13 protein-coding genes are annotated in these 19700 nt (G+C 70.0%); 2 read left to right on the top strand and 11 right to left on the bottom strand.

What is annotated here, in order from left to right:
• Positions 1 to 54 precede the first annotated feature (54 nt).
• From E2F46_RS03240 to gap, 3 genes are all read right to left on the bottom strand, one after another.
• Complete coding sequence (locus tag E2F46_RS03240) at positions 55 to 1422, bottom strand: DUF3999 domain-containing protein (protein WP_133320731.1); 1368 nt, start codon at positions 1420 to 1422, stop codon at positions 55 to 57.
• Positions 1419 to 4094, bottom strand: coding sequence for a DUF2339 domain-containing protein (locus E2F46_RS03235; RefSeq protein ID WP_133320730.1), 2676 nt, complete (start codon positions 4092 to 4094; stop codon positions 1419 to 1421). Before E2F46_RS03235 ends, E2F46_RS03240 begins: the two co-directional genes overlap by 4 nt.
• Positions 4095 to 4210: 116 nt before the next feature.
• Positions 4211 to 5215, bottom strand: a complete 1005-nt coding sequence (gene gap, locus E2F46_RS03230) for a type I glyceraldehyde-3-phosphate dehydrogenase (protein ID WP_133320729.1) — start codon at positions 5213 to 5215, stop codon at positions 4211 to 4213.
• A 160-nt stretch (positions 5216 to 5375) separates the two neighbouring features.
• Between gap and E2F46_RS03225 the strand changes: the two genes are divergently transcribed.
• Positions 5376 to 6017 (top strand): OmpW/AlkL family protein, encoded by a 642-nt coding sequence (locus E2F46_RS03225; protein WP_133320728.1) that lies wholly within the window; start codon positions 5376 to 5378, stop codon positions 6015 to 6017.
• Between the two features lie 48 nt (positions 6018 to 6065).
• Positions 6066 to 6869, top strand: a complete 804-nt coding sequence (locus E2F46_RS03220) for a S1/P1 nuclease (RefSeq protein ID WP_133320727.1) — start codon at positions 6066 to 6068, stop codon at positions 6867 to 6869.
• A gap of 433 nt (positions 6870 to 7302) precedes the next feature.
• Here E2F46_RS03220 and E2F46_RS03215 read toward each other — a convergent pair whose 3' ends face one another.
• From E2F46_RS03215 to E2F46_RS03180, 8 genes are all read right to left on the bottom strand, one after another.
• Positions 7303 to 8892, bottom strand: coding sequence for a serine hydrolase (locus E2F46_RS03215; RefSeq protein ID WP_133320726.1), 1590 nt, complete (start codon positions 8890 to 8892; stop codon positions 7303 to 7305).
• 4 nt (positions 8893 to 8896) lie between these two features.
• Positions 8897 to 10030 carry a YkvI family membrane protein gene (locus E2F46_RS03210; protein ID WP_133320725.1) on the bottom strand — a complete coding sequence of 378 codons (1134 nt, stop codon included), beginning with the start codon at positions 10028 to 10030 and terminating at the stop codon, positions 8897 to 8899.
• Between the two features lie 21 nt (positions 10031 to 10051).
• Positions 10052 to 11092, bottom strand: coding sequence for an N-acetyltransferase DgcN family protein (locus tag E2F46_RS03205; protein WP_133320724.1), 1041 nt, complete (start codon positions 11090 to 11092; stop codon positions 10052 to 10054).
• 74 nt (positions 11093 to 11166) lie between these two features.
• Positions 11167 to 13506, bottom strand: a complete 2340-nt coding sequence (locus E2F46_RS03200) for a TonB-dependent receptor (RefSeq protein WP_133320723.1) — start codon at positions 13504 to 13506, stop codon at positions 11167 to 11169.
• A 142-nt stretch (positions 13507 to 13648) separates the two neighbouring features.
• Positions 13649 to 15379 (bottom strand): N-acyl-D-amino-acid deacylase family protein, encoded by a 1731-nt coding sequence (locus E2F46_RS03195; protein ID WP_133320722.1) that lies wholly within the window; start codon positions 15377 to 15379, stop codon positions 13649 to 13651.
• A 56-nt stretch (positions 15380 to 15435) separates the two neighbouring features.
• Complete coding sequence (locus E2F46_RS03190) at positions 15436 to 16584, bottom strand: DUF819 family protein (RefSeq protein ID WP_207949508.1); 1149 nt, start codon at positions 16582 to 16584, stop codon at positions 15436 to 15438.
• Positions 16581 to 17618, bottom strand: coding sequence for a dipeptide epimerase (locus E2F46_RS03185; protein WP_133320721.1), 1038 nt, complete (start codon positions 17616 to 17618; stop codon positions 16581 to 16583). Before E2F46_RS03185 ends, E2F46_RS03190 begins: the two co-directional genes overlap by 4 nt.
• 51 nt (positions 17619 to 17669) lie before the next feature.
• Positions 17670 to 19682, bottom strand: a complete 2013-nt coding sequence (locus E2F46_RS03180; RefSeq protein ID WP_133320720.1) for a serine hydrolase domain-containing protein — start codon at positions 19680 to 19682, stop codon at positions 17670 to 17672.
• Positions 19683 to 19700: the final 18 nt, after the last annotated feature.

The following is a 19700-nucleotide window of genomic DNA, read 5'->3' as shown; positions in this document are numbered from 1 at the left end:
AAGGGGAAGAAGACCGCCATTGTCCCGCCTGCGCCCGGGTGCGGCAAACGCGCGTCAGGATGCCGGCTTGCCGCGCAGCAGACTGATGGCGAACGTGCCCACCAACAGCGCGCCGCCCACCAGCAGGGCCCACAGCAGCCAGGCCTTCCAGTCGCGGGGTTCTTCGACCGGCACCAGCGCGCGCTCGCCTGCAGCCTGCTGGCGTTCGCCGAGTGTCGCCACCGCCGGCTGCCAGTCGACGCCGTGCTGGCGCCGGATCGCCTCCAGCAGTTGCGGCATCGGCGCATTCGCACGTGCGGCACGCGCGCTGCCGGCAACCAGCGTGTAGGGCGGCGTGCCCTGCGCCACGAACACCACGGTTTCCGGCTGCCAGCCCAGGCGCAACTGCGGCACCTGCGCCGACGGCACCGAACCCGACAGCCGCCAGTGGCGGTCGCGCACCGCCGACGACAGCACCTGCGGCGCGGAGCGGTCCGCACCACGTTCGCCGATGCGGAACGACACCCATGGCCCGGTGCGACGCACCCACGGCGTGGTCGCCTCGTCACGGCTGTACAGCGTCCACTCGCCGGCGCTGTTGCCGGGCAATTGCAGGTCGACGCGTTCGATCGGGAAGCGCCCGTCCAGCGTGTACTCGTAATGCGTGGTGCCGCGATCATCGATGGCCGCGCCGTCGAGTGCCTGCCACTGCCAGGCGACGTCCGCCACCGCAGGCGCAAGCTCGGCCTGCACCGAGGACAGCTGCAGCGTGCCGCTGCCATCGGACGGCAGCAGCCGCAGGTAGCGCGCACTGCCCTGCAGCGGGATGCGCCGCTGCTGCAGGCGCTCGCCGTCGCGCACCAGGTCCACCAGCGGCGCGCGCGGCTGCAGCATGCGCCAGTCGCGCAGGTCGTTGCTGCCTTCGACGCGATAGGCCACGTCCAGCGGCGTCTGGCCCGGCGCCCATTCCAGCCACAGCGCGACGATGCCGTCCACCGCACTGGCATCGACCAGCCAGGCTTCGGTAGGACGTGCCTGCGCCGCACGCGCGCCGGACAGGCGTGTCTCGACGCGACGCACCGTGCCGTCGGCATCGCGCTCGACCTGCAGCGCGATGTCGTTGCCGGCATCGCGCGGGCCGGAGGGCAGCGGGAACCAGCGCATCGGCACGCGCTCGCCGATGCTGGCCGCGGGCGACATGGCCGGCAGCACCGCGGCCGGCACGGTCGCGCCGCCGGCATCGACCACGTCGAGATCACGCAGGCTGCGGGACTGCAGCGCGCCGTACACCGATGCGTCCAGCACCACGCGATAGGCACCGCTGTCGCCGGCCTGTGGCGCCAGTGCCCATTGCCAGGCGTAATCGGCCGCGACCGCTGCGATCGCACCGCCCGCCGCCAGTGCCGACAGCCCCACCAGGCCCAGCCGTTGCCACCTCGTCATGCCGCGTCCTCCTCGGGTTGCGCGTCCGCACGCGGCGGTGCCGGCGCGAAATACCCCACCAGCGTACACAGCAGGCCGTAGGCGATGAACGAGCCGATGCCCAGCAGGTTGCCCAGGTGCTGGCGATCGACCAGCACGAGTTTCGCCAGCACCACGCCCATCAGCACCGCGCCCGCCAGCCACAGCATGCGCTGGCCGCGGCGCGAACCGACGATCCAGCCGACCACGCCCAGCAGGCTCCACACCACGGTCAGGCTGGTCTGCGCCAGGCTGGACGAGACCAGTCCATCATCCCATGCGATGCCGCCCCAATGATGCACCGCGCGCAGCGTGACCACGGTGACGAACACGAACCCGGCGAGCGACAGCAGCGGCACGCGCAGTCGCACCAGCGCGGCGGGGGCGGCTTCGCGCCACAACCACTGCGCGGCCAGCGCCAGCACCGCCAGCTGCGCCAGCTCCATTGGATTGAGCAGCGGCAGCCACGGCAGCGGCGCACTGCCGCCAGGCGCGAACTGGGTCGTGCCCCACCACGCCGCGATGACGGCGAACAGCACCGACTGCAACGCCATGCGATATGCATCGAACCCCGCACCCCGCGGCGCGGACAGCCACGACCAGCGCCAGATCGACGCGGCGACCAGCGCGAGCCACGGCAGCACCGCCAGCATCAAGCGCCAGCCGAGCGCCAGTTCGAAATGCATCGCCAGCCACAGGCAGAACAGCGATGCCACCACCGGCCACACCAGCCACCACGCGAACTGCGCCCAGTCCGCGCTGCGGTCGTCGCCAGCGCGCAGGCACACCAGGCTGCGCACGCCCAGCACCGCGAACACCAGCCACGCCCACACGCCATGGCCCGCGAACGGATGCGCGTGCGCGGCGCTTTGCGCGAACGCGAGCGGAATCGCTGCCAGCAAGCCGGCCAGCGTGGTCAGCGCCAGCGCCCGTGCCGGACGCAAGCGATGCAATTCCGCGGCCAGCCAGCCGCTGAGCGCGACGAAGGCGAGCGTGGCATCGGCACGCGCATCGATCGCCACGAACGCCTCGATCTCCTGCAGGGCGTTGCCGCACCACCAGGCCAGGCCCCAGAGGTAGTACATCAGCGCAGGCTCGCGACGACCCGCATCGCGATAGCTCCACGCACTGGCAAACCCGGCCAGCGCGATCAGCAGCCCACCCATGAACACCGCATTGGCGACGGCGAACCCGGCGCCCGGGCTGCCATCGAACGCGATGGCAAACGCCACCGCTGCGGCCAGTTGCAAGCCCAGTCCCGTCCACTGCGGCAAGGCGCGTTGCTGGCGCAGGCCCAGCCAGACCAGCGTGGCACCTTCCAGCGCGAACACCGCGGCGGTGGCGCTGGCCGACAGCGCCAGCGGCACCGACAGCGTGGCGAAGCCTACGGCCAGCAGCGCATACGCCTGCAGCAAGACCGGGGAGCCCTCGCGCCGCCTCAGCCACCACGCCAAGGCGGCATACAGCGCCGCCAAGCCCAGCGCGCAGAAGGCCAATGGCAGGCGCTCGCCTTCCAGCAGCGCGGCCTGCAGCGAGAAAGCGATCAACGGCGTGCCGAACACGATGCAGCCGTCGATCAGGTCGCGGCGACTGGCGGGGCGGCGACGCGCGTGCAGGATCGGGATCAGCAGGTAGAAGGCGAAGAACAGCAGCAGGAACGGCTGCGTGCTCGACAGCTTGTCCGGCGTGTACGACAGCACCCCCCACAGCAGGCCGATGCCCCAGGTGAAGGCGAAGCCCAGCAGGTTCAGCACCCGCCACGACTTGAACCAGGCGATGCCGAAGATCGCCGCGTTGAGCACCGCGTAGTACGAAAACAGCGCGACGTGGTTGCCGCTGCCGGTGGACAGCCAGATCGGCGCGAGGAAGCCCGCCAGTACGCCGAGCACCGCCAGCGTGCGCGAATCCTGCAGCACCGCCAGCACGCCCAGTCCGGCGATCAGCAGCACGCTGAGCGCAAACGCAGCCACGGCCGGAAGCAGGCCGAAGATCTTGAACGCGGCGAACACGACCAGCAGCAGGATGCCGATCGCGCCGCCCTGCAGTGCCAGTGCGAACGCAGGACGCTGCGCGCGCTGGCGCCAGCCGAACACCAGCCCGGCCAGGGCCGCGGCGGCCACGCCGGCCAGGCGCAGCTCGGGCGGCAGGGTCAGCCAGCCCTGGTCGCTGGCGTACTTGAGCAGCGAGGCCACGCCGGCCAACAGCACCAGCATGCCCACCTTGACCGGCACGTTGCCGGTGGTGAACCAGCGCTTGACCACCCGCGCAGCGATCTCGACCACGCCGGGCGGCTGCGGTTCGGATGGCGGCGGCGCGGTCGCTGCAACGCGCCCGGGCGCGGGCGCCGCGGCCTGCATCGTGCGAGGCGGCGTGGCGGGCGCGGGCGGCGGGCGCTGCACCGATGACGGCGCGGGGGACGTTTCAGGTGCCGGCGCGGATGGTGGCGCGGGCGTCGGCGCGACCTCGGCCGCTGGCGGTCGCATCGGCGCACGCGGCGTCGACGCCAGCGCGGCCAACGCCGCACGCAAGGCCTCTTGCGACTCCTCCAGCAGGCGCACGCGCTGCTTCAGTCCACTCACCGACACCAGTGCCACGATCAGCAGCACCGGGATCGCCAGTACGGCCAACACCAGCAAGACCAGGATCCCTTCCACGCGCCCCCTCCTCCAGCCGCATCGATGCGGCGACCGCCACCATAGCCGCGCCCCGCCGGAAAACAAGAAGCCCCGCGGCTGCGGGGCTTCGGGTATCGCGACGGGCTACCGGCAGGTCACTTGCCCGCGACCACCCGCACCATCTCCAGGCACTTGTTGGAATAGCCCCACTCGTTGTCGTACCAGCTGACCAGCTTGACGAAGGTGGGGTCCAGCGCGATGCCGGCATCGGCGTCGAACACCGAGGTGCAGGTCTCGCCGATGAAGTCGGTGGCCACCACCTTGTCCTCGGTGTAGCCCAGGATGCCCTTCAGCGCGCCTTCGCTCTGCGCCTTCATCTCGGCCTTGATCTCGTCGTAGCTGGCGGCCTTGTCCAGCTCGACCGTCAGGTCGACCACCGAGACGTTGCTGGTCGGCACGCGGAACGCCATGCCGGTGAGCTTCTTGTTGAGCGCCGGGATGACCACGCCCACGGCCTTGGCCGCGCCGGTGCTGGACGGAATGATGTTCTCGAGGATGCCGCGGCCACCGCGCCAGTCCTTGCTGCTGGGGCCATCGACGGTCTTCTGCGTGGCGGTGGCGGCATGCACGGTGGTCATCAGGCCGCGCTTGATGCCCCACTTGTCGTTGAGCACCTTGGCGATCGGCGCCAGGCAGTTGGTGGTGCACGAAGCGTTCGAAACGATGGCCTCGCCCTTGTAGGTCTTGTCGTTGACGCCGTAGACGAACATCGGCGTGTCGTCCTTCGACGGCGCGCTCAGGATCACCTTCTTCGCACCGGCGTCGAGGTGCTTCTGCGCGGTCTCCTTGGTCAGGAACAGGCCGGTGGATTCGATCACCACGTCGGCGCCCACTTCGCCCCACTTCAGGTTGGCCGGGTCGCGCTCCTGGGTCAGGCGGATCTTCCTGCCGTTGACCACCAGGGTGTTGCCCTCGACCGCCAGCGTGCCCTTGAAGCGGCCGTGCACCGAGTCGTATTGCAGCATGTAGGCCAGGTAGTCCGGGTCGAGCAGGTCGTTGATCGCGACGATCTCGATGTCGCCGTCGAAGTTCTGCAAGGCCGCACGCAGCACGTTGCGCCCGATGCGGCCGAAGCCGTTGATGCCTACCTTGATCGCCATGTCGCACTGCTCCCGGAGCGTGGTGGGGAAGACGGCCATTTTAGCAGCCGTGGCAGTGGGCCGCCGCCACGATTGCGGCCGTCGCGCGCAATGATCCGGATCAAGGTGCGGCAGCCCGCAAAGGCGCAGATTCACGCCATTCCACTCCAGGGACCCCGCGATGAAGACCTGCCTGCCTCCCCTCCTCCTGCTCACGGCCGCCATGGCCGTGGCAGCCCCCGCGACAGCCCAGTCCAGGGGCGACTGGACGCTCGGCCTGGGCGTGCACAACGTCGATCCGAAGTCGGACAGCGGCCGCCTCGACGCCACCGCGCTGGGCCTCGGCCCGCTGCCTCCGACCGAAATCGGCAGCAGCGTCCGCCCGACGATCACCGTCGAGTACTTCCTGCGCGACAACGTCGGCATCGAGGTGCTGGCCGCGCTGCCGTTCCAGCACGACATCGACATCCGCGGCGTCGGCAAGGTCGGCAGCGCCAGGCACCTGCCCCCCACCGTGTCGCTGCAGTACCACTTCGCGAACGCCAGCAAGGCCACGCCTTTCGTCGGCGCCGGCGTCAACTACACCACCTTCTTCAGCGAAGGCACGACCGGCGCACTGACCGGCACGCGCCTGAAGCTCGACGACTCCTGGGGCCTGGCCGCGCACGTCGGCGTGGACTTCGCCATCGGCCAGCGCAGCGCGCTGCGGCTCGATGCGCGCTGGATCGACATCGGCAGCGACGTCTCGGTCGACGGCGTGAAGATCGGCAAGGCCGAGATCGACCCACTGGTCTACGGCGTGGCCTGGGTGACGAAGTTCTGAGCCACGCCGCGGACGCGGCGGTCATCGACATGCCGGTAACATACCGGCATGTCTCGCCTGACCACCTTGCTCTGCATCGTCCTGCTGCTCGCGGCGCCCTGGCCGGCGTCGGCCTGGGGGCCGCTGGGGCATCGCCTCGTCGCCCGGCTGGCCGAGTACCAGCTCACGCCCGAAGCGCGCGCCGAAGCGCTGCGCCTGCTGGCGACGGAACGGCACGCCTCGCTGGCCGACGTGGCCACCTGGGCCGACGAGCTGCGCGAGCGTGATCCCGACCTGGGTCGCCGTTCTTCCACCTGGCACTATGTCAACATCGGCGAACACGACTGCGCCTACGAGGCCGCGCGCGACTGCCGCGACGGCAACTGCGTCGTCGAGGCGATCAACGCGCAGGCGGCGATCCTGGCCGACCCCGCGCGCAGCGACGCCGAACGCCTGCAGGCGCTGAAGTTCGTGGTCCACTTCGTCGGCGACGTGCACCAGCCGCTGCACGCCGGGTTCGCCCGTGATCGCGGCGGCAATACCTTCCAGGTCCAGCACGCCGGACGCGGCACCAACCTGCATGCGCTGTGGGATACGCCGGTGCTGCGCTCGCGCGGCCTGGACGAAACGGTCCACTACTGGTGGCTGCGGATCACCCGGCCGTCCGTGCCGGCGGTCGAATTTTCGGCGGTGGCGCCGGCGCAGTGGGCGGGCGAGGCCTGCCGCATCGTGCTGCAACCGGGCTTCTATCCGGACAACCGCAATGTCGGCGACGATTACCTGCGCGCCAACCTGGCGACGGCGGAGCGGCAGGTGCAGTTGGGTGGCATCCGGCTGGCGGAGCTGTTGAACGCGAAGCTGGCCCGGAAGTAGGTTGCACGCGAAATCTGTCGCCGCGGTCGGCGCACACGCATGGTTGCCGTTCCATAGCCATCGCTGCCTGGCTCGCTCCAGTGAGCGCATAGCACCAAACCCGGACATCGGCACGACGCCTGTCGGGCCCCACACCGAGTCGCGACCCGATATCCGCTTGGTCGGCGTGGCGCCCGACCGGCGTACCCAATTTTCACCGCGAACTGGCCGGCAAGCGGGGAGGCGCGCAAGCGGCTTTTCCGGGAGGGCACCGGAACTCTCCAGCGCAGGCGCGGTGCCGTCGCAACCAGGCGGATATCGGGCCGCGACTTGCGGCGGCACCGGGCCTGCGCCAGCGACCACTTTCCCAGGCCCAGCAGGAGACCCACGAGAACCAACGTCCATGGGTCCCCGCCTACGCGGGGATGACGGTTATGCAGCGGAGATGACTGAACTACTCCGGCTTCGGCACGAACAGCAGGTCGTGGTAGTCGTAGCTGAAGTCGGCCAGCGGCGAGACCGCCTTCATCGTGATCCGCTCGACCTTGCCATCGGCATCCAGCGCGAAGGTCGCGTACGCGGGCTCGATCGAGCGGTCGTCCCAGTCGACGCGGAAGGTGTCGTACTGCCAGTGCGTGAGGGTGCCGGCCATGCCCGGCGTCTGCAGGAAATCCATGCGCAACGCGCGATCGCGCATCGCCAGCGTGATCGGGCCATACCACGCGTCGGCATAGCGACCGGCGTAGCCGGCCAGCGGCAGCGAGGGGCGCGATGCCGCGCGTGCCTGCGTGCCGGTCGCGTCCAGCAGCGCCAGGCCACCATGGAGCCGCTGCCGGTTCCACTCGCCGAACGCGCCTACCCAGTCGCGCGATTCGAAACCCAGGTAATGGTCGAGCAGTTCGTAGCCCAGGCCGCGCAGTACGTCGACGTCTTCGGCGTTGATCTGCAGCGAGATGGCGAGGTTGCGCTCCGGTACCAGCAGCGCGAACGCCAGGACGCCGAACACCGCGCCGCCGTGCTGCACCACCTTCACGCCGCGGTAGTCCTGCACGTTCCAGCCCAGCGCATAGCCGGAAAACTGCGGGGTGATGTCGGCGATCGGCGCCGGGAACGGCCGGATCGGCACGTTGACCTGCGGCGTCCACATCTCGCGCGCCTGCGTCTCGCTCCAGAGCCGGCGGTCGCCGTCGCCGGGCAATGCGCCGCGCGCCACCTGCACCTGTAGCCAGCGCGCGAAATCATTGGCGCTCCACGACAGCCCGCCGGCGGGTGCGCCGACCTGCCCGAGGCCTTCGCGCTCGGGCAGCATCACCTGCGCGCCCAGGCCGCGCAGTTTCGGATGCAGGCGCGCGTGCGGCTGCGCGCGGTTGGCGGTGGCGAAGCGATCTTCCTCGTGACTGGCTGCGGTCGCCATGCCCAGCGGCTGGAAGATGCGCTCGCGCACGAACGCTTCCCAGGCCTTCCCGCTGGCTGCCGCCACCACTTCGCCGGCAACGATGTACAGGATGTTGTCGTACGCGTAACCGCTGCGGAAACTCGTCGCGGGCTGGATGTGGCGCAGCGCGCGCACGATGTCGGCGCGGCTGCGCGTGGTGCGCGGGATGAACAGCAGGTCCCCTGCCCCCAGCCCCAGGCCGCTGCGATGCACCAGCAGGTCGCGCACGGTCATCTCGCGCGTGACCCACGGGTCGAACATGCGGAAGTCCGGCAGGTGGTCGATGACCCTGTCGTCCCAGCCAAGCTTGCCGTCGTCGACCAGGATCGCCAGCGCCGCCGCGGTCACCGCCTTGCCGGTCGAGCCAGTCGGGAAGATCGTATCGGCATCGACCGCTTCGCTCGCGCCCAGCGCACGCACGCCGTAGCCCTTCGCATGCACGATCCGTCCGTCCTCGACGATGGCGATCGCCATGCCCGGCACGTCGCGCCCCTGCATGGCGGCGCGCACGCGATCGTCGAAGCCTTCCGGCGGCGTGGCGGACGCTACCCATGCAGTCGACAGCAGCACGACGGCTGCGATCACGCGCGGCAATACAGGCAGCTTCATGTCGCTATTCCTTCGATACGAGATGAGGATGCGCACCGCTGCGGACCTGCCACAGGCGCCAAGCGCCCACGGTCAGCAGCGGCAGCACGTACACGAACAGGATCAGCCACGCCAGCGCACGGTAGCCGTTGGCGATCAGGGCGACCAGGCCGAAGCGCTGGGCGATGAAGATCGAACCGACCAGCACCACGCCTGCGATGCCGAGCCGCATCGTGCCGGACAGCGCCGTGCCGCGCCGTGCACGCCATGCCGTGGCGACGCGCTCATTGACGGCATGTACCGCACCCACGCCGCTCTCCAGCAGTGCGGCGAAGATCATCGCCTGGAACGCGACGTGGAACAGCGGGCGCTGCATCTGCTGCAGCAGGTAATCGGCCGGCAGCGGCTGCGAGGCCACCTGCGGCATCCACGCCAGCATGCAGGCGAAGAACGCGATCGCCGGCAGGATCGCCAGCGGGCCGGCCAGCAGGCCCGCCACCACCGCATCGCGACGGTGACGCAGGTGGCGCAGCATCGGCAGCACCACCACCGCACCGACCACGTTGTAGCAGGCATAGGTCAGCCCGCCCTGCACCCAGCCCGTGCGCGGCTGCGGCGTGGCGACCGCGTCCACGATGCGGTCGCCGAAGGCCTGCACCGCGAACACGATGAACAGGAAGTACACCGCGTACAGCAGCAATGAAGCCCAGCCGAACAGCCGCTCCACCGAACGATTGCCGAGCGCCACCACCGTCGCAATGGCGACCATCAGCGCCAGCGTGCCGGCCAGGGGCGGCAGCCCGGTCATCGCCGACACCAGCGCACCGGCGGCGGCGCCGAACACGGCCAGGATCAGTACCATCAGCGCGATGTATGCCAGCTCGAACAACACCGCGCCCCGCCCCAGCAACACCAGGAAGAACGCGCGATAGTCGCGGCTGGTCGTCGCGTGCGCCAGCGCGAAGGTCAACGCGCAGACCACGCTCCACACCACCATCGTCAGCAGCAGCCCCAGCAACCCGCCCTGCGCACCCACAGGCAGGAAGAATTCGGCCAGCTCTCGCCCCGTGGCATAGCCACCGCCGATCACGAAGCCCTTGAACGCCAGCCCCGGCAGCAGGAAGCGCTGGAACCACGTGGGGCCGGGACGTGCGCTCATCGCCCTGCCCGCTGCCTGCGCTCAGGCCAGGCAGGCATCGACCAGCCGCGACAGCGCATCGCCGCCGCGGATGGGATCGGCCACCGGCAGGCCGAGGCGGGATCCGGTGTCCTCGATCACGCGCTGCGCAGCGTCGGCGTCCAGTTCGCCCGTGTTGAGGCTGATGCCGGCGCAGCGGATCGCGGGATTGGTGCGCGCACCGAGGCGCAGCGTGAGTTCGATGGTGTCTTCCAGCGACGGCATCGCGAAGCCGGGATAGCCGAGCACGTGCGTACGCCCGGGCTGGTGGCAGACGACCACCACGTCGGGCTGGCTGCCGTGCAGCAAGGCCATCGACACGCCCGCGTAGGCGGGATGGAACAGCGAACCCTGGCCTTCGATCACGTCCCAGTGCGCGGGGTCGGCGTCGGGCGACAGCGTCTCCGCGGCACCGGCGGCGAAATCCACCACCACCGCATCCAGCGGCATGCCCTCGCCCGCGATCAGGATGCCGGTCTGCCCGCTGGCGCGGAAATCCGCGTCGATACCGCGCGCACGCAGCTCGCGCGCCAGCGTCAGCGCGGTGTACTTCTTGCCCAGCGCGCAATCGGTGCCGACCGTGAGCAGGCGCTTGCCGCTCCGCTTGCGGCCACTGGCCACGGCGATGGCGGCGGGCGGATCGCGCACGTCGATCAGGCGTCGCCCCAGCACCAGCGCCGCGTTGCGCAGCGGCTCGATGCCCGACAACCGGGCGTGCATGCCACCGATGAGATCCAGCCCGGCCTCGAGCGCCTGCACCAGCTGCGGCACCCAACTCGCCGGGATGCGGCCACCGGGATTGGCGACACCGATCACCATTGCCTTCGCGCCGGACATCCGCGCCTGCGCCGGCGTCATCGCCGGCAGGCCCGCGCTGACCTTGGCGCCCTCGCACGCGAATTCGCCCACGCAGCGCTCGCGCGCCCAGTCGCGCAGGCCGAACGCTGTCTTCGCGTAGCCGGGCTCGACCACGTCGCCGAGGAACAGCAGGTAGGGTTGCGGAAGCGGGTCGGCTTCGCGCAGTACGTGGGCAGCGGTCTGCATGCGGTGACGCTCGGGTCCTTGCGCGGGCGGGCGCCGTCCGCCTGTGCGGACGGCGTTCGTATCAGGCGGGCCGATCAGAAGCGGACATCGAACTCCAGGCCGAAGGTGCGCGGCTGGATCGGCACTGCGCCGATGTGCGACGGCGCCCCGGTCAGGGCGCCGGCCACCAGCGCCATCGACGACCAGGCCTTCTCGCCGGTGACGTTGTTGACGAAGGCACGCACGCCCCAGTTGCCCTTGCCGACGCCGGCGTACAGGTCCATCGAGCGGTAGCTGTCGAGTTCCAGCGGCAGGGTGATCTCTTCCTGCAGGATCGTGGACGGATCGCCCGGCGCAGTGACGCGCTGGCGCTCGGTGGTGTCGTTCACGCGATCACCCACCCAACGTACCGCGGCACCGACTTGGCCATTGAGCCCGGTCGCAGTCGAGAAGGCGTATTCCGCCGTACCCGACCACGACAGCTTCGGCGTGTACGGCATGCGGTCGCCGGCGAGGCCGGTGTTGAGCACCACGTCGAACGCGCCCTGCGGAATCACCGTGGCGGCAAAATCGTTCTTGATGCTGGCATCGGTGTAGGCCGCGTTGAAGCCCAGCGTGAGCCCTTCGGTGGCGCGGAACAGGGTGGTCAGCTCGACGCCCTGGCTGGTCGCTTCACCGCCGTTGACCAGTCCACCGACGCCGTTGAACGACGACGCGACCTGGATGTCGTCCCAGTCGATGCGGAAGGCCGACACGTCCACGGTCACGCGACGGTCGGCGAACTGCGACTTCACGCCGATCTCGTAGCTGTCGAGCATCGACGAGTCGACGCTCGGCGGCATGCCCGGCAACGCCACGTTGGGGCCGCCCGGCTGGTAGCCGGTGGCGACGCGTGCGTAGATCATCGCGTCTTCGGACAGCTTGAACTGCGGGCTGACGCTCCAGGTGGTGACGGTCTCGCTGGATTCGCCGGGCGTCTCGCCGATCGGCGCCAGGATGCCCTCCGGTACGTTCTGGCTGAACCACTGGTCGTTGCGCGCCTGGCGCACGCCCGCATCGAGCTTGAAGCGCTCGCCGAACCGCCATGAGGCGTTGGCGAACAGCGCGAATTCCTCGTAGGTGCTGGGCAGGTTGATGACCGCCAGCGTGCCGAACATGCTGTCGAACGGCGCCGGCAACGGCGTTCCGTCGCGCTGGCCCAGCCAGGCGACCTGGCTCTGCATGGCGTCTTCCTTGGTGTAGAACGCGCCGACCATCCACTCGAACGCGCCGCCGCTGTCCGATTGCAGGCGGAACTCCTGCGTCACCTTTTCCATGTCGTAGCTGTAGCGCACGAACGAGCTGCCCGGCTCGGGCAGGCCCAGCAGCAGGTTCGCCACCTCGCCGAATTGCACAGTCGAGTCGATCTGGTCGACGGTGCTGGTGTCGGACCAGCCGGTCGCGGAGACGAAGTTGCCCCAGCCAAGGTTCCAGTCGAGGCTGAGCGAGAACAGCGTCAGGTCCTTCTCGAACGGACGCGGCTGCCAGGCCAGGTCGACCTGGTCGCCGAACAGCGGCACCTGCGTGTCCGGGTCCAGCGCAACGCCCGCACGGTCGTCGCTGCGGATGCTCTGGTGCAGCATCGACACGGTGGCGTCGAAGGCATCGCCGGTCCACGACAGCGCCGCACGCGCGCCGATCTGTTCGCCGCTGTTGATGTCCTCACGCCCGTCCACGGCGTTGTCGGTGTAACCGGGCAGGCCGTTGCGCGCGAAGCTCAGGCTCAGCCCCAGCCGATCCTGCTGCAGCGGCAGGGTGGCGCCGAAGCGCGCGTTCCAGTCCTGCTCGCCACCGGCTACGCTGCGCAGGCCAAGGCCGACGCGCGCCTCCGCCTCGTAGGCCTCGGCCGGACGCGTCACGTATTTCATCAGGCCGCCGATCGCGCCCGCGCCGTACAACGTCCCCTGCGGACCGCGCAGCACTTCGATGCGGCTGATGTCGTAAGGCAACAGGTCGAGCATCAGCGTGCTCGCGCCCTGGTAGATGCCGCTGGAGCCGACCGGCACTTCGTCGATGTAGGTGGAGACCGTCGCGCCCGACGACAGCGCCGCGACGCCCCGCAGCGACACCCGGGTCAGGCCGGGGCTGCCGTTGCTCTGCACCTGAAGCCCCGGGATGAACGCGGCGTAGTCGGACAGCGACACCGCACCGAGGTTTTCCAGCTGGCGTTCGCCGATCACGCTGATCGACGCCCCCACCTCGCGCACGTTCTCCACGCGCTTGTTGGCGGTCACCACCACCGTGTCCAGGTTCTCGGCATCGCGGTTGGCGGACGCCTCGCCGGTGGCGGTGTCCTGTGCCAGTAGCGGCGGTGCGGCCAAGCAGGCGAGGACGCCGAGGATCGCAAGGCTGAGCGGCGTGCGTTGCCGGGCTGGCGTGGATGGATGGGCGTGCATGGCTGGTCTCCCCCGGGCGGTGTAGCGGCAGTGGTGTGTCGTCCCGGCAGGCGTATTGCGCGGGCAGGAACGTCCTGATCAGGCATCATCGTCCTAATCAGAGAATTGTCAACTCATTCGGAAATTCACGATCCTGAGTGCGTCAGTCGATGGCGGCGTCGGCACCCTGCCCCGTCCAGCCCGGCCCGCGGACGACTCGACCCGGGGTGGCGCCGGTGTGCTCGCCGTCGCGCAGGACCTGCACGCCGTTGACGAAGACGTCGTGGACGCCGCTGGCGTACTGCTGCGGACGGTCGAAGGTGGCGTGGTCGGTGATGGTGGCCGGGTCGAAGACCACGATGTCGGCATGGCAGCCCGGCTGCAGGCAGCCGCGGTCGCGCAGCTTCCAGTAGCGCGCCGGCAGGCCGGTCAGGCGGCGGATGCCCTCTTCCAGTGGCATCAGCCCGCGATCGCGTACGTAGTGGCCCAGGAAGCGCGCGAAATTGCCGTAGCCGCGCGGGTGCGCGCTCGACCTCAGGAACACGCCCTCGGCCGCCGAGGACGCGGCATCCGAGCCCAGCGTCACCCACGGCTGCTTCAGCCCGAGCTCGACGTTCTCCTCGCTCATCAGGAAGTACGCCGCGCCCACGCGCGAGTCGTCCTCGAGGACCAGGTCGATCAGCGTGTCCTCGGCGCTGGCGCCGCGTTCGCGCGCCACGTCGGCCAGGGTGCGTCCGGCCAGCGGCTTCAGTGCTTCGTTGCGGAAGTCGATCAGCAGCAGGCGGTCGTCGGAACCGGCCAACAGGCGCAGGTTCTCCCAATCGACCGCCGGGTCGCGCATCTCGGCCAGCACCCGGGCGCGGATCGCGGGATCGCGCAGGCGCGCAACCATTGCGTCGTGCCCGCCGGCCTGCACCCACGGCGGCAGGCTGGCGGTCAGCCCGGTCGCACCCGCGGGATAGGCGTACATGTCGGCACTGACCTGCAGCCCTTCCGCGCGCGCGGCTTCGATCCTGGCGATGGCCTGCGCCATCTTCGGCCAGTTCTGCTGGCCGGCGGCCTTGAGGTGGTACACGCCGGCGCGCTGCCCGGTGGCGCGGGCGATGGCGATGGTTTCGTCCAGCGCTTCGAGGAAGCGGTCGGCTTCGCTGCGGATGTGCGAGACATAGCCACCGCCGCTTTCCGCGGCGGCACTGGCCAGCGCGATCAGTTCGTCGGTGCTGGCGAAGGTGGCCGGCGGATAGATCAGCGAACTGCCGACGCCCAGCGCGCCTTCGCGCATCGCCTCGCGCACGAGGTCCTGCATGCCGGCGAGCTGTTCCGCCGTCGGGGTCACGTCGTCCTCGCCCAGCGCATGGATGCGCACGGTCGTGGCGCCGATGAAGGAGGCGACGTTGGGCGTGACGCCGCGCTGCTCCAGGAATTCCAGGTAACCGCCCAGCGTGGTCCACGGGATGTCGTAGCGGATGTCGCCCTGCTGCCTGAGTGCGTCGGCCTTCATCGCGGCATTGACCGGACCCATCGACCAGCCCTCGCCGAAGATCTCCAGGGTGACGCCCTGCTTGGTATCGCTGAGCCCGCGGCCGTCCTCGATCAGCGATTCGGTCGCCCAGCTCAGCGTATTGATGAAGCCGGGCGACACCGCGCGGCCCCGGGCGTCGAGCACGCGCCCGGCGGTTGCTTCGCTGCCGGCGGGCAGCAGTGCCGCGATCCGGTCGCCGCGTACGGCCACGTCCACCCGTTGCGGCGGCGCGCCGCTGCCGTCGTACACCGCGCCGTTGCGGATCAGCAGGTCGTAGTGGCTGTCGTCTTCCGCCGCGATTGGCGTGGCGGTGCACGCGGAGAGCGCGGCGATCAGGGCGGCCGTCAGCAGGCCAGTGGTCGGTCGGTGCATGTGCGTGCTCCCATTGAAGGCAAACAGGTTGCGGCGTGCCCAGGGTCTGGCGGCGCTCATCCGCCGACCACCTCGTACAGGCCGATGCCGACGAAGTTGCCCAGCACGTAGCCAAGCACGCCGGTCGCCACCGCCGGTACCGCCAGCCGGCGCCAGCCGAACAGCACCGCGAACGCGATGGCGATCGGCGGACCGCCGATGCAGGCCGTGGACGCGATGACGATTTCGCCATGGTTGAGCCGGCACAGCCGCGCCCCGGCAAGGATGAACACCACGTGCACCGCGAAGATCACCAGCACGTAGGCGAACAGCGCAGGCGCCGCGCCGGCCATCGCGCCAAGGTCCGCGCCCGCGCCGAGCATCGCGAAGAACAGGTACATGAACAGCATCGCCGCCAGTTCCGGCCCGGCGATCGCCTGCAGCCAGCGCCGGCCCAGCGTGGCGATGGCCACCATCAGCAATGTGATGTAGAGGATGGCGTAAGGGGCCTGCCCCAGCCGTGCCGCGATCGCCATGCCGCCGGCGCAAGCCAGCGCCGCCAGCCCGAGTGCCAGCGACAGGTCGATGATCGTCGGCGCGCGCTGCGCTTCGGGCGCGTCGCTGGCACCGCCTTCGAGCAGCTCCGCACGCCACGCGAAGCGACTGCGGAACACCGACCACGTCGCCGCCGCACCCACCAGCAGCAGGTAGCCCAAGCCGACCACGTTGTCGATGGCCACGCCGGTCGCCAGCGCCGACGGATCGCGGAAACCGACGGCTTCGGCGACGGCCGCGTAGTTGAGCGAACCGCCGATGTAGGTGGCGCTGAATACGCCGGCGTACTCGGCCTCGAACGGTCCCAGGTCGAGCAGGCGCGCACCGAGCCAGGCACCGGCCACCACGCCGGCCGCGCCGAACAGGAACGCGACCAGGGTGCGCCCACCTTCGATGACGATGCCCACCAGGTCCGCGCGCAGCAGGAACAGCGCGATCGCCAGCGGCACCAGCCAGGTCCAGATGACGCCGTACACCGGCGCCGACGACGGGATCACGTTGAAGTGCGCCAGCGCGATCGCCAGCGCGATCACCACCATCACCCCGGACACGCGGCGGCCGACCGCCGTCTTCTCCAGTCCCGCACCCACCGCCGCCAGCAGGAAGAACACCGCCAGCAGCGCGAAGGCGTTGTCGGCCGGGACCAGCGAGGTGGCGACGGGCGGCGTCATGTCGTGGCCGCTGCGCCCCAGACGTTCTCGGGACAGGTGACATGGCCATCGCGATAGACCACGCCGGGCGTGCAGTCCTGTTTCAGGAAGGTCGGGCCGTCGAGGTCGACCACGTCGCACAGCTGGCCCAGCACGAACGCCGGTGCCGCGGCGAGGCTGGTGCCGCACATGTTGCCGACCATGACCTGTTTGCCCAGTTCGCGCGCGCGCCGCGCCATCAGCAGGCCTTCGGTGAGGCCGCCGCACTTATCGAGCTTGATGTTGATCACGTCGAAGCGGTGGTGCCGCGCCTCGAGTTCGGCGAGGTCGAGGATGCTTTCGTCGGCGGCGAACGGCATCGCGCGCGCGATGCCATCGAGTTCACGCTCGCGACCGCGCACGCACGGTTGCTCCAGCAGCGCCACGCCGGTGTCGCGCAAGGCAGGCAGCAGTTGCGGCAGCGTATTGCCGTCGTAGCCCTGGTTGGCGTCCACGCCGATCCACTGCCCCGGGCAGCGCGCGCGCACCGCGTGCAGCCGCGCACTGTCGAGTGCCGCGTCGCCAGTGAGTTTCAGCTTCAGCGCGCGCGCCTGCATCGGGCCCTGCACGTAGGCGTCGGCGCGTGCGGCCATCGTTCCGGGATCGTCCGCGCCGACGGTGAAGGTGGTCAGCAGCGGGTGCACGCCGTCCAGCCCGGCGAGCTGCCACACGGGCAGGCCGCTACGCTTCGATTCGAGTTCCCATAGCGCGGCGTCCAGCGCATTGCGTGCGCCGCCGGCGGGCAGCAGGGTACGCAGCGTGTCGCGGTCCAGCCCGGCCTCGATGCGTTCGCGCAATGCTTCCAGCGTCGCGATCATGGTGTCGGGATGATCGTCGTTGTAGTACACGCCGGCCGCTTCGCCGCGACCGGTCAGCGCGCCGTCGCGCAGGGTGACCACGGTCGCCGGCATCGCCTCGAACACGTGGCCGGCGATGCGGAACGGCGCCGACATCGGCAGGGGTTCGTTGTGCAGCTCGAGCTGGACCGGCACGGCAGGCACGCGTGCTCCTTTCATGACAGGTAAGTGGAGGAAGGCCGGTCGCGCACGCGACCGGCCGTGCAGCGATCAGTAGTACGCGCCGTAGCCGAACAGGTGGTAGGCGAAGCCCAGCCACAGCAGGAACAGGCAGGCCAGTGCGATCAGCACGCTCCACAGCTTGGCCCACACGCGACGGCGGCTGCGCAGCACCTGCCATGCATTCCACAGCGACGCCAGCGCACCCAGCGGCAGCACCACGGTGGCGAACAGGCGCACCAGGTTGACCAGCCCATCGCTGGAGGCGCCCAGCCGCGGCAAGTCCGCCATCATCCAGACCACCAGGCCGAACGCGGCGATGACCGCCAGCGACACCAGCAGCGCGACGATGCGGATCAGGCGATGCGCGCGTGCATCCGCGCCCTGCAGCGCGTAGGGCACGCGATAGTAGCGGCGCACCAGCGCCGACACCGGCCATGCAAACACGGTCAGCAGCAGTACCAGCAGGCTGGCGACGAGCAGCGGCAGCGCCACCACGTGCAAGCCGGTGATGCGGTCGAAGACCATGATCGCGGCATAGGGCTCGGCGCTGAAGCGGACCACGCGCCCGTCCACGACTTCGGCGGCAAGGCGGTCGTTGCCTGTGGTGTCCTGCCACACATAGGGCGCGATCAGCCGCCACTTCTTCGGCGCGCCCGACGCGCCCTGCAGCATCGACACGGTGATCGTGCCATCGTCGTTGGGCACCACCTTCACCTGGCCCAGCAAGCCGACCAGCGACAGCAGGCTGCTGTCCGGGCGGCGGCTGCTGGCGTAGCTGCCGGCGATCTGCGCGGCCTGCTCGCGTGCGGTCGCCTCGTCCATGCCGGTGTCTTCCGGACCGGGGCCCGGCAGGTAGCGATCGACCAGTCCGCGCGTGAGCGCTGCACGCAGGCGATGGGTGGCGCCGTCGTTGCCGGTGCTGTTGATCGACACGAACACGCCGAAGCCATCGTCCGGGAACAATTGCAGGTCGCTGTGGAACCAGCGCGTGTCGCCGCCATGCGCGATCGCGCGGCGACCGTTCACTGTAGTCTCGTAGAAGCCGAGCATCATCCGGTTCAGCGGCCCCACCGAGGCCTGCCCGGTGCCGTGCATCTGCTCGGCCGTGGCTTCAGACAGGATGCGCGCGTCGCCGTACGCGCCGCGCTGCAGGTGCGCGATCATGAAGCGCGCCATGTCCGCACCGGTGGACGCCAGGCTGCCAGCGGGCGCCAGGCTGATGAACTCGTAGGGCTTCACCTCGCCGTCCGACGCACGCGCATAGCCCTTCGACATGCGCTGCAGCAGTGCGTCGGGCAAGGGCTGGCGGAAGCTGGACGAACGCATGCCCAGCGGGGCGAAGATGTGCTGGTCGAGGTAGTCGTCGAAGCTTTGCCCCGAGACGCGCTCGACCACGTAGCCGGCCAGTGCGGTGGCGTAGTTGGAATACGCCGGCGTGCTGCCCGGTGCATGGATGCCGCGCGGCACCCAGCGCTTGAGCGCCTCGCCCAGCGGCACCACGTCGTCGATGTCGTGGCCGATCAGGCCGCGGATCTGCTCCTCGAAACCGGCGGTGTGGGTCATCACCTGGCGCATCGTGACCGGCGTGCCGTCGACCGGCGGCACTTCGAAGTCGAGGTAGGTGTTGATGTCGGCGTCGAGATCCACCTTGCCCTGCTCGACCAGCTGCATCACCGCGGTCCAGGTGAACAGCTTCGACACCGAGCCGGGCCGGAACAGCGTGTTATCGGGATCGACCGGTGCGCGGGTTTCGAGGTCGGCATGGCCGTAGCCCTTCTGCAGCAGCACCTCGCCATCCTTGACCAGCACCACCACGGCGCCGGCGAGGTCGCCGCTGGCCAGCGCGTTGGGCATGAAGCCATCCAGCCAGGCCTCGGCGTCGGCGCGCGACAGCACCGGCACGCCGTCGACCACGGGGGCCTCGGGCGCGGCGGTGGCATCGGCGACGGCGGTTTCCTCCGGCAGCGGCGGCACCAGCTGCCGCGCCGCGCCTTGTGGCGTCACCGACAGCAGGGCGAGGGCAGCCGCGGCGGCGGCGGACAGGACGACGGACAGGCGCATCACGGCTCTCCCAGGGTG

Origin of the sequence: Luteimonas aestuarii, from assembly GCF_004357985.1 — a bacterium.
Classification (GTDB): Bacteria; Pseudomonadota; Gammaproteobacteria; order Xanthomonadales; family Xanthomonadaceae; genus Luteimonas; species Luteimonas aestuarii.
The sequence above is the reverse complement of the archived record's forward strand: the minus strand, read 5'-3'. Positions and strand labels throughout refer to the sequence as shown.

Coding starts and splice junctions, on each gene's coding strand:
- E2F46_RS03240 (WP_133320731.1), bottom strand. CDS start 1,422: ATGACGAGGTGGCAACGGCTGGGCCTGGTGGGGCTGTCGGCACTGGCG.
- gap (WP_133320729.1), bottom strand. CDS start 5,215: ATGGCGATCAAGGTAGGCATCAACGGCTTCGGCCGCATCGGGCGCAAC.
- E2F46_RS03225 (WP_133320728.1), top strand. CDS start 5,376: ATGAAGACCTGCCTGCCTCCCCTCCTCCTGCTCACGGCCGCCATGGCC.
- E2F46_RS03220 (WP_133320727.1), top strand. CDS start 6,066: ATGTCTCGCCTGACCACCTTGCTCTGCATCGTCCTGCTGCTCGCGGCG.
- E2F46_RS03215 (WP_133320726.1), bottom strand. CDS start 8,892: ATGAAGCTGCCTGTATTGCCGCGCGTGATCGCAGCCGTCGTGCTGCTG.
- E2F46_RS03210 (WP_133320725.1), bottom strand. CDS start 10,030: ATGAGCGCACGTCCCGGCCCCACGTGGTTCCAGCGCTTCCTGCTGCCG.
- E2F46_RS03205 (WP_133320724.1), bottom strand. CDS start 11,092: ATGCAGACCGCTGCCCACGTACTGCGCGAAGCCGACCCGCTTCCGCAA.
- E2F46_RS03200 (WP_133320723.1), bottom strand. CDS start 13,506: ATGCACGCCCATCCATCCACGCCAGCCCGGCAACGCACGCCGCTCAGC.
- E2F46_RS03195 (WP_133320722.1), bottom strand. CDS start 15,379: ATGCACCGACCGACCACTGGCCTGCTGACGGCCGCCCTGATCGCCGCG.
- E2F46_RS03190 (WP_207949508.1), bottom strand. CDS start 16,584: ATGACGCCGCCCGTCGCCACCTCGCTGGTCCCGGCCGACAACGCCTTC.
- E2F46_RS03185 (WP_133320721.1), bottom strand. CDS start 17,618: ATGAAAGGAGCACGCGTGCCTGCCGTGCCGGTCCAGCTCGAGCTGCAC.
- E2F46_RS03180 (WP_133320720.1), bottom strand. CDS start 19,682: ATGCGCCTGTCCGTCGTCCTGTCCGCCGCCGCCGCGGCTGCCCTCGCC.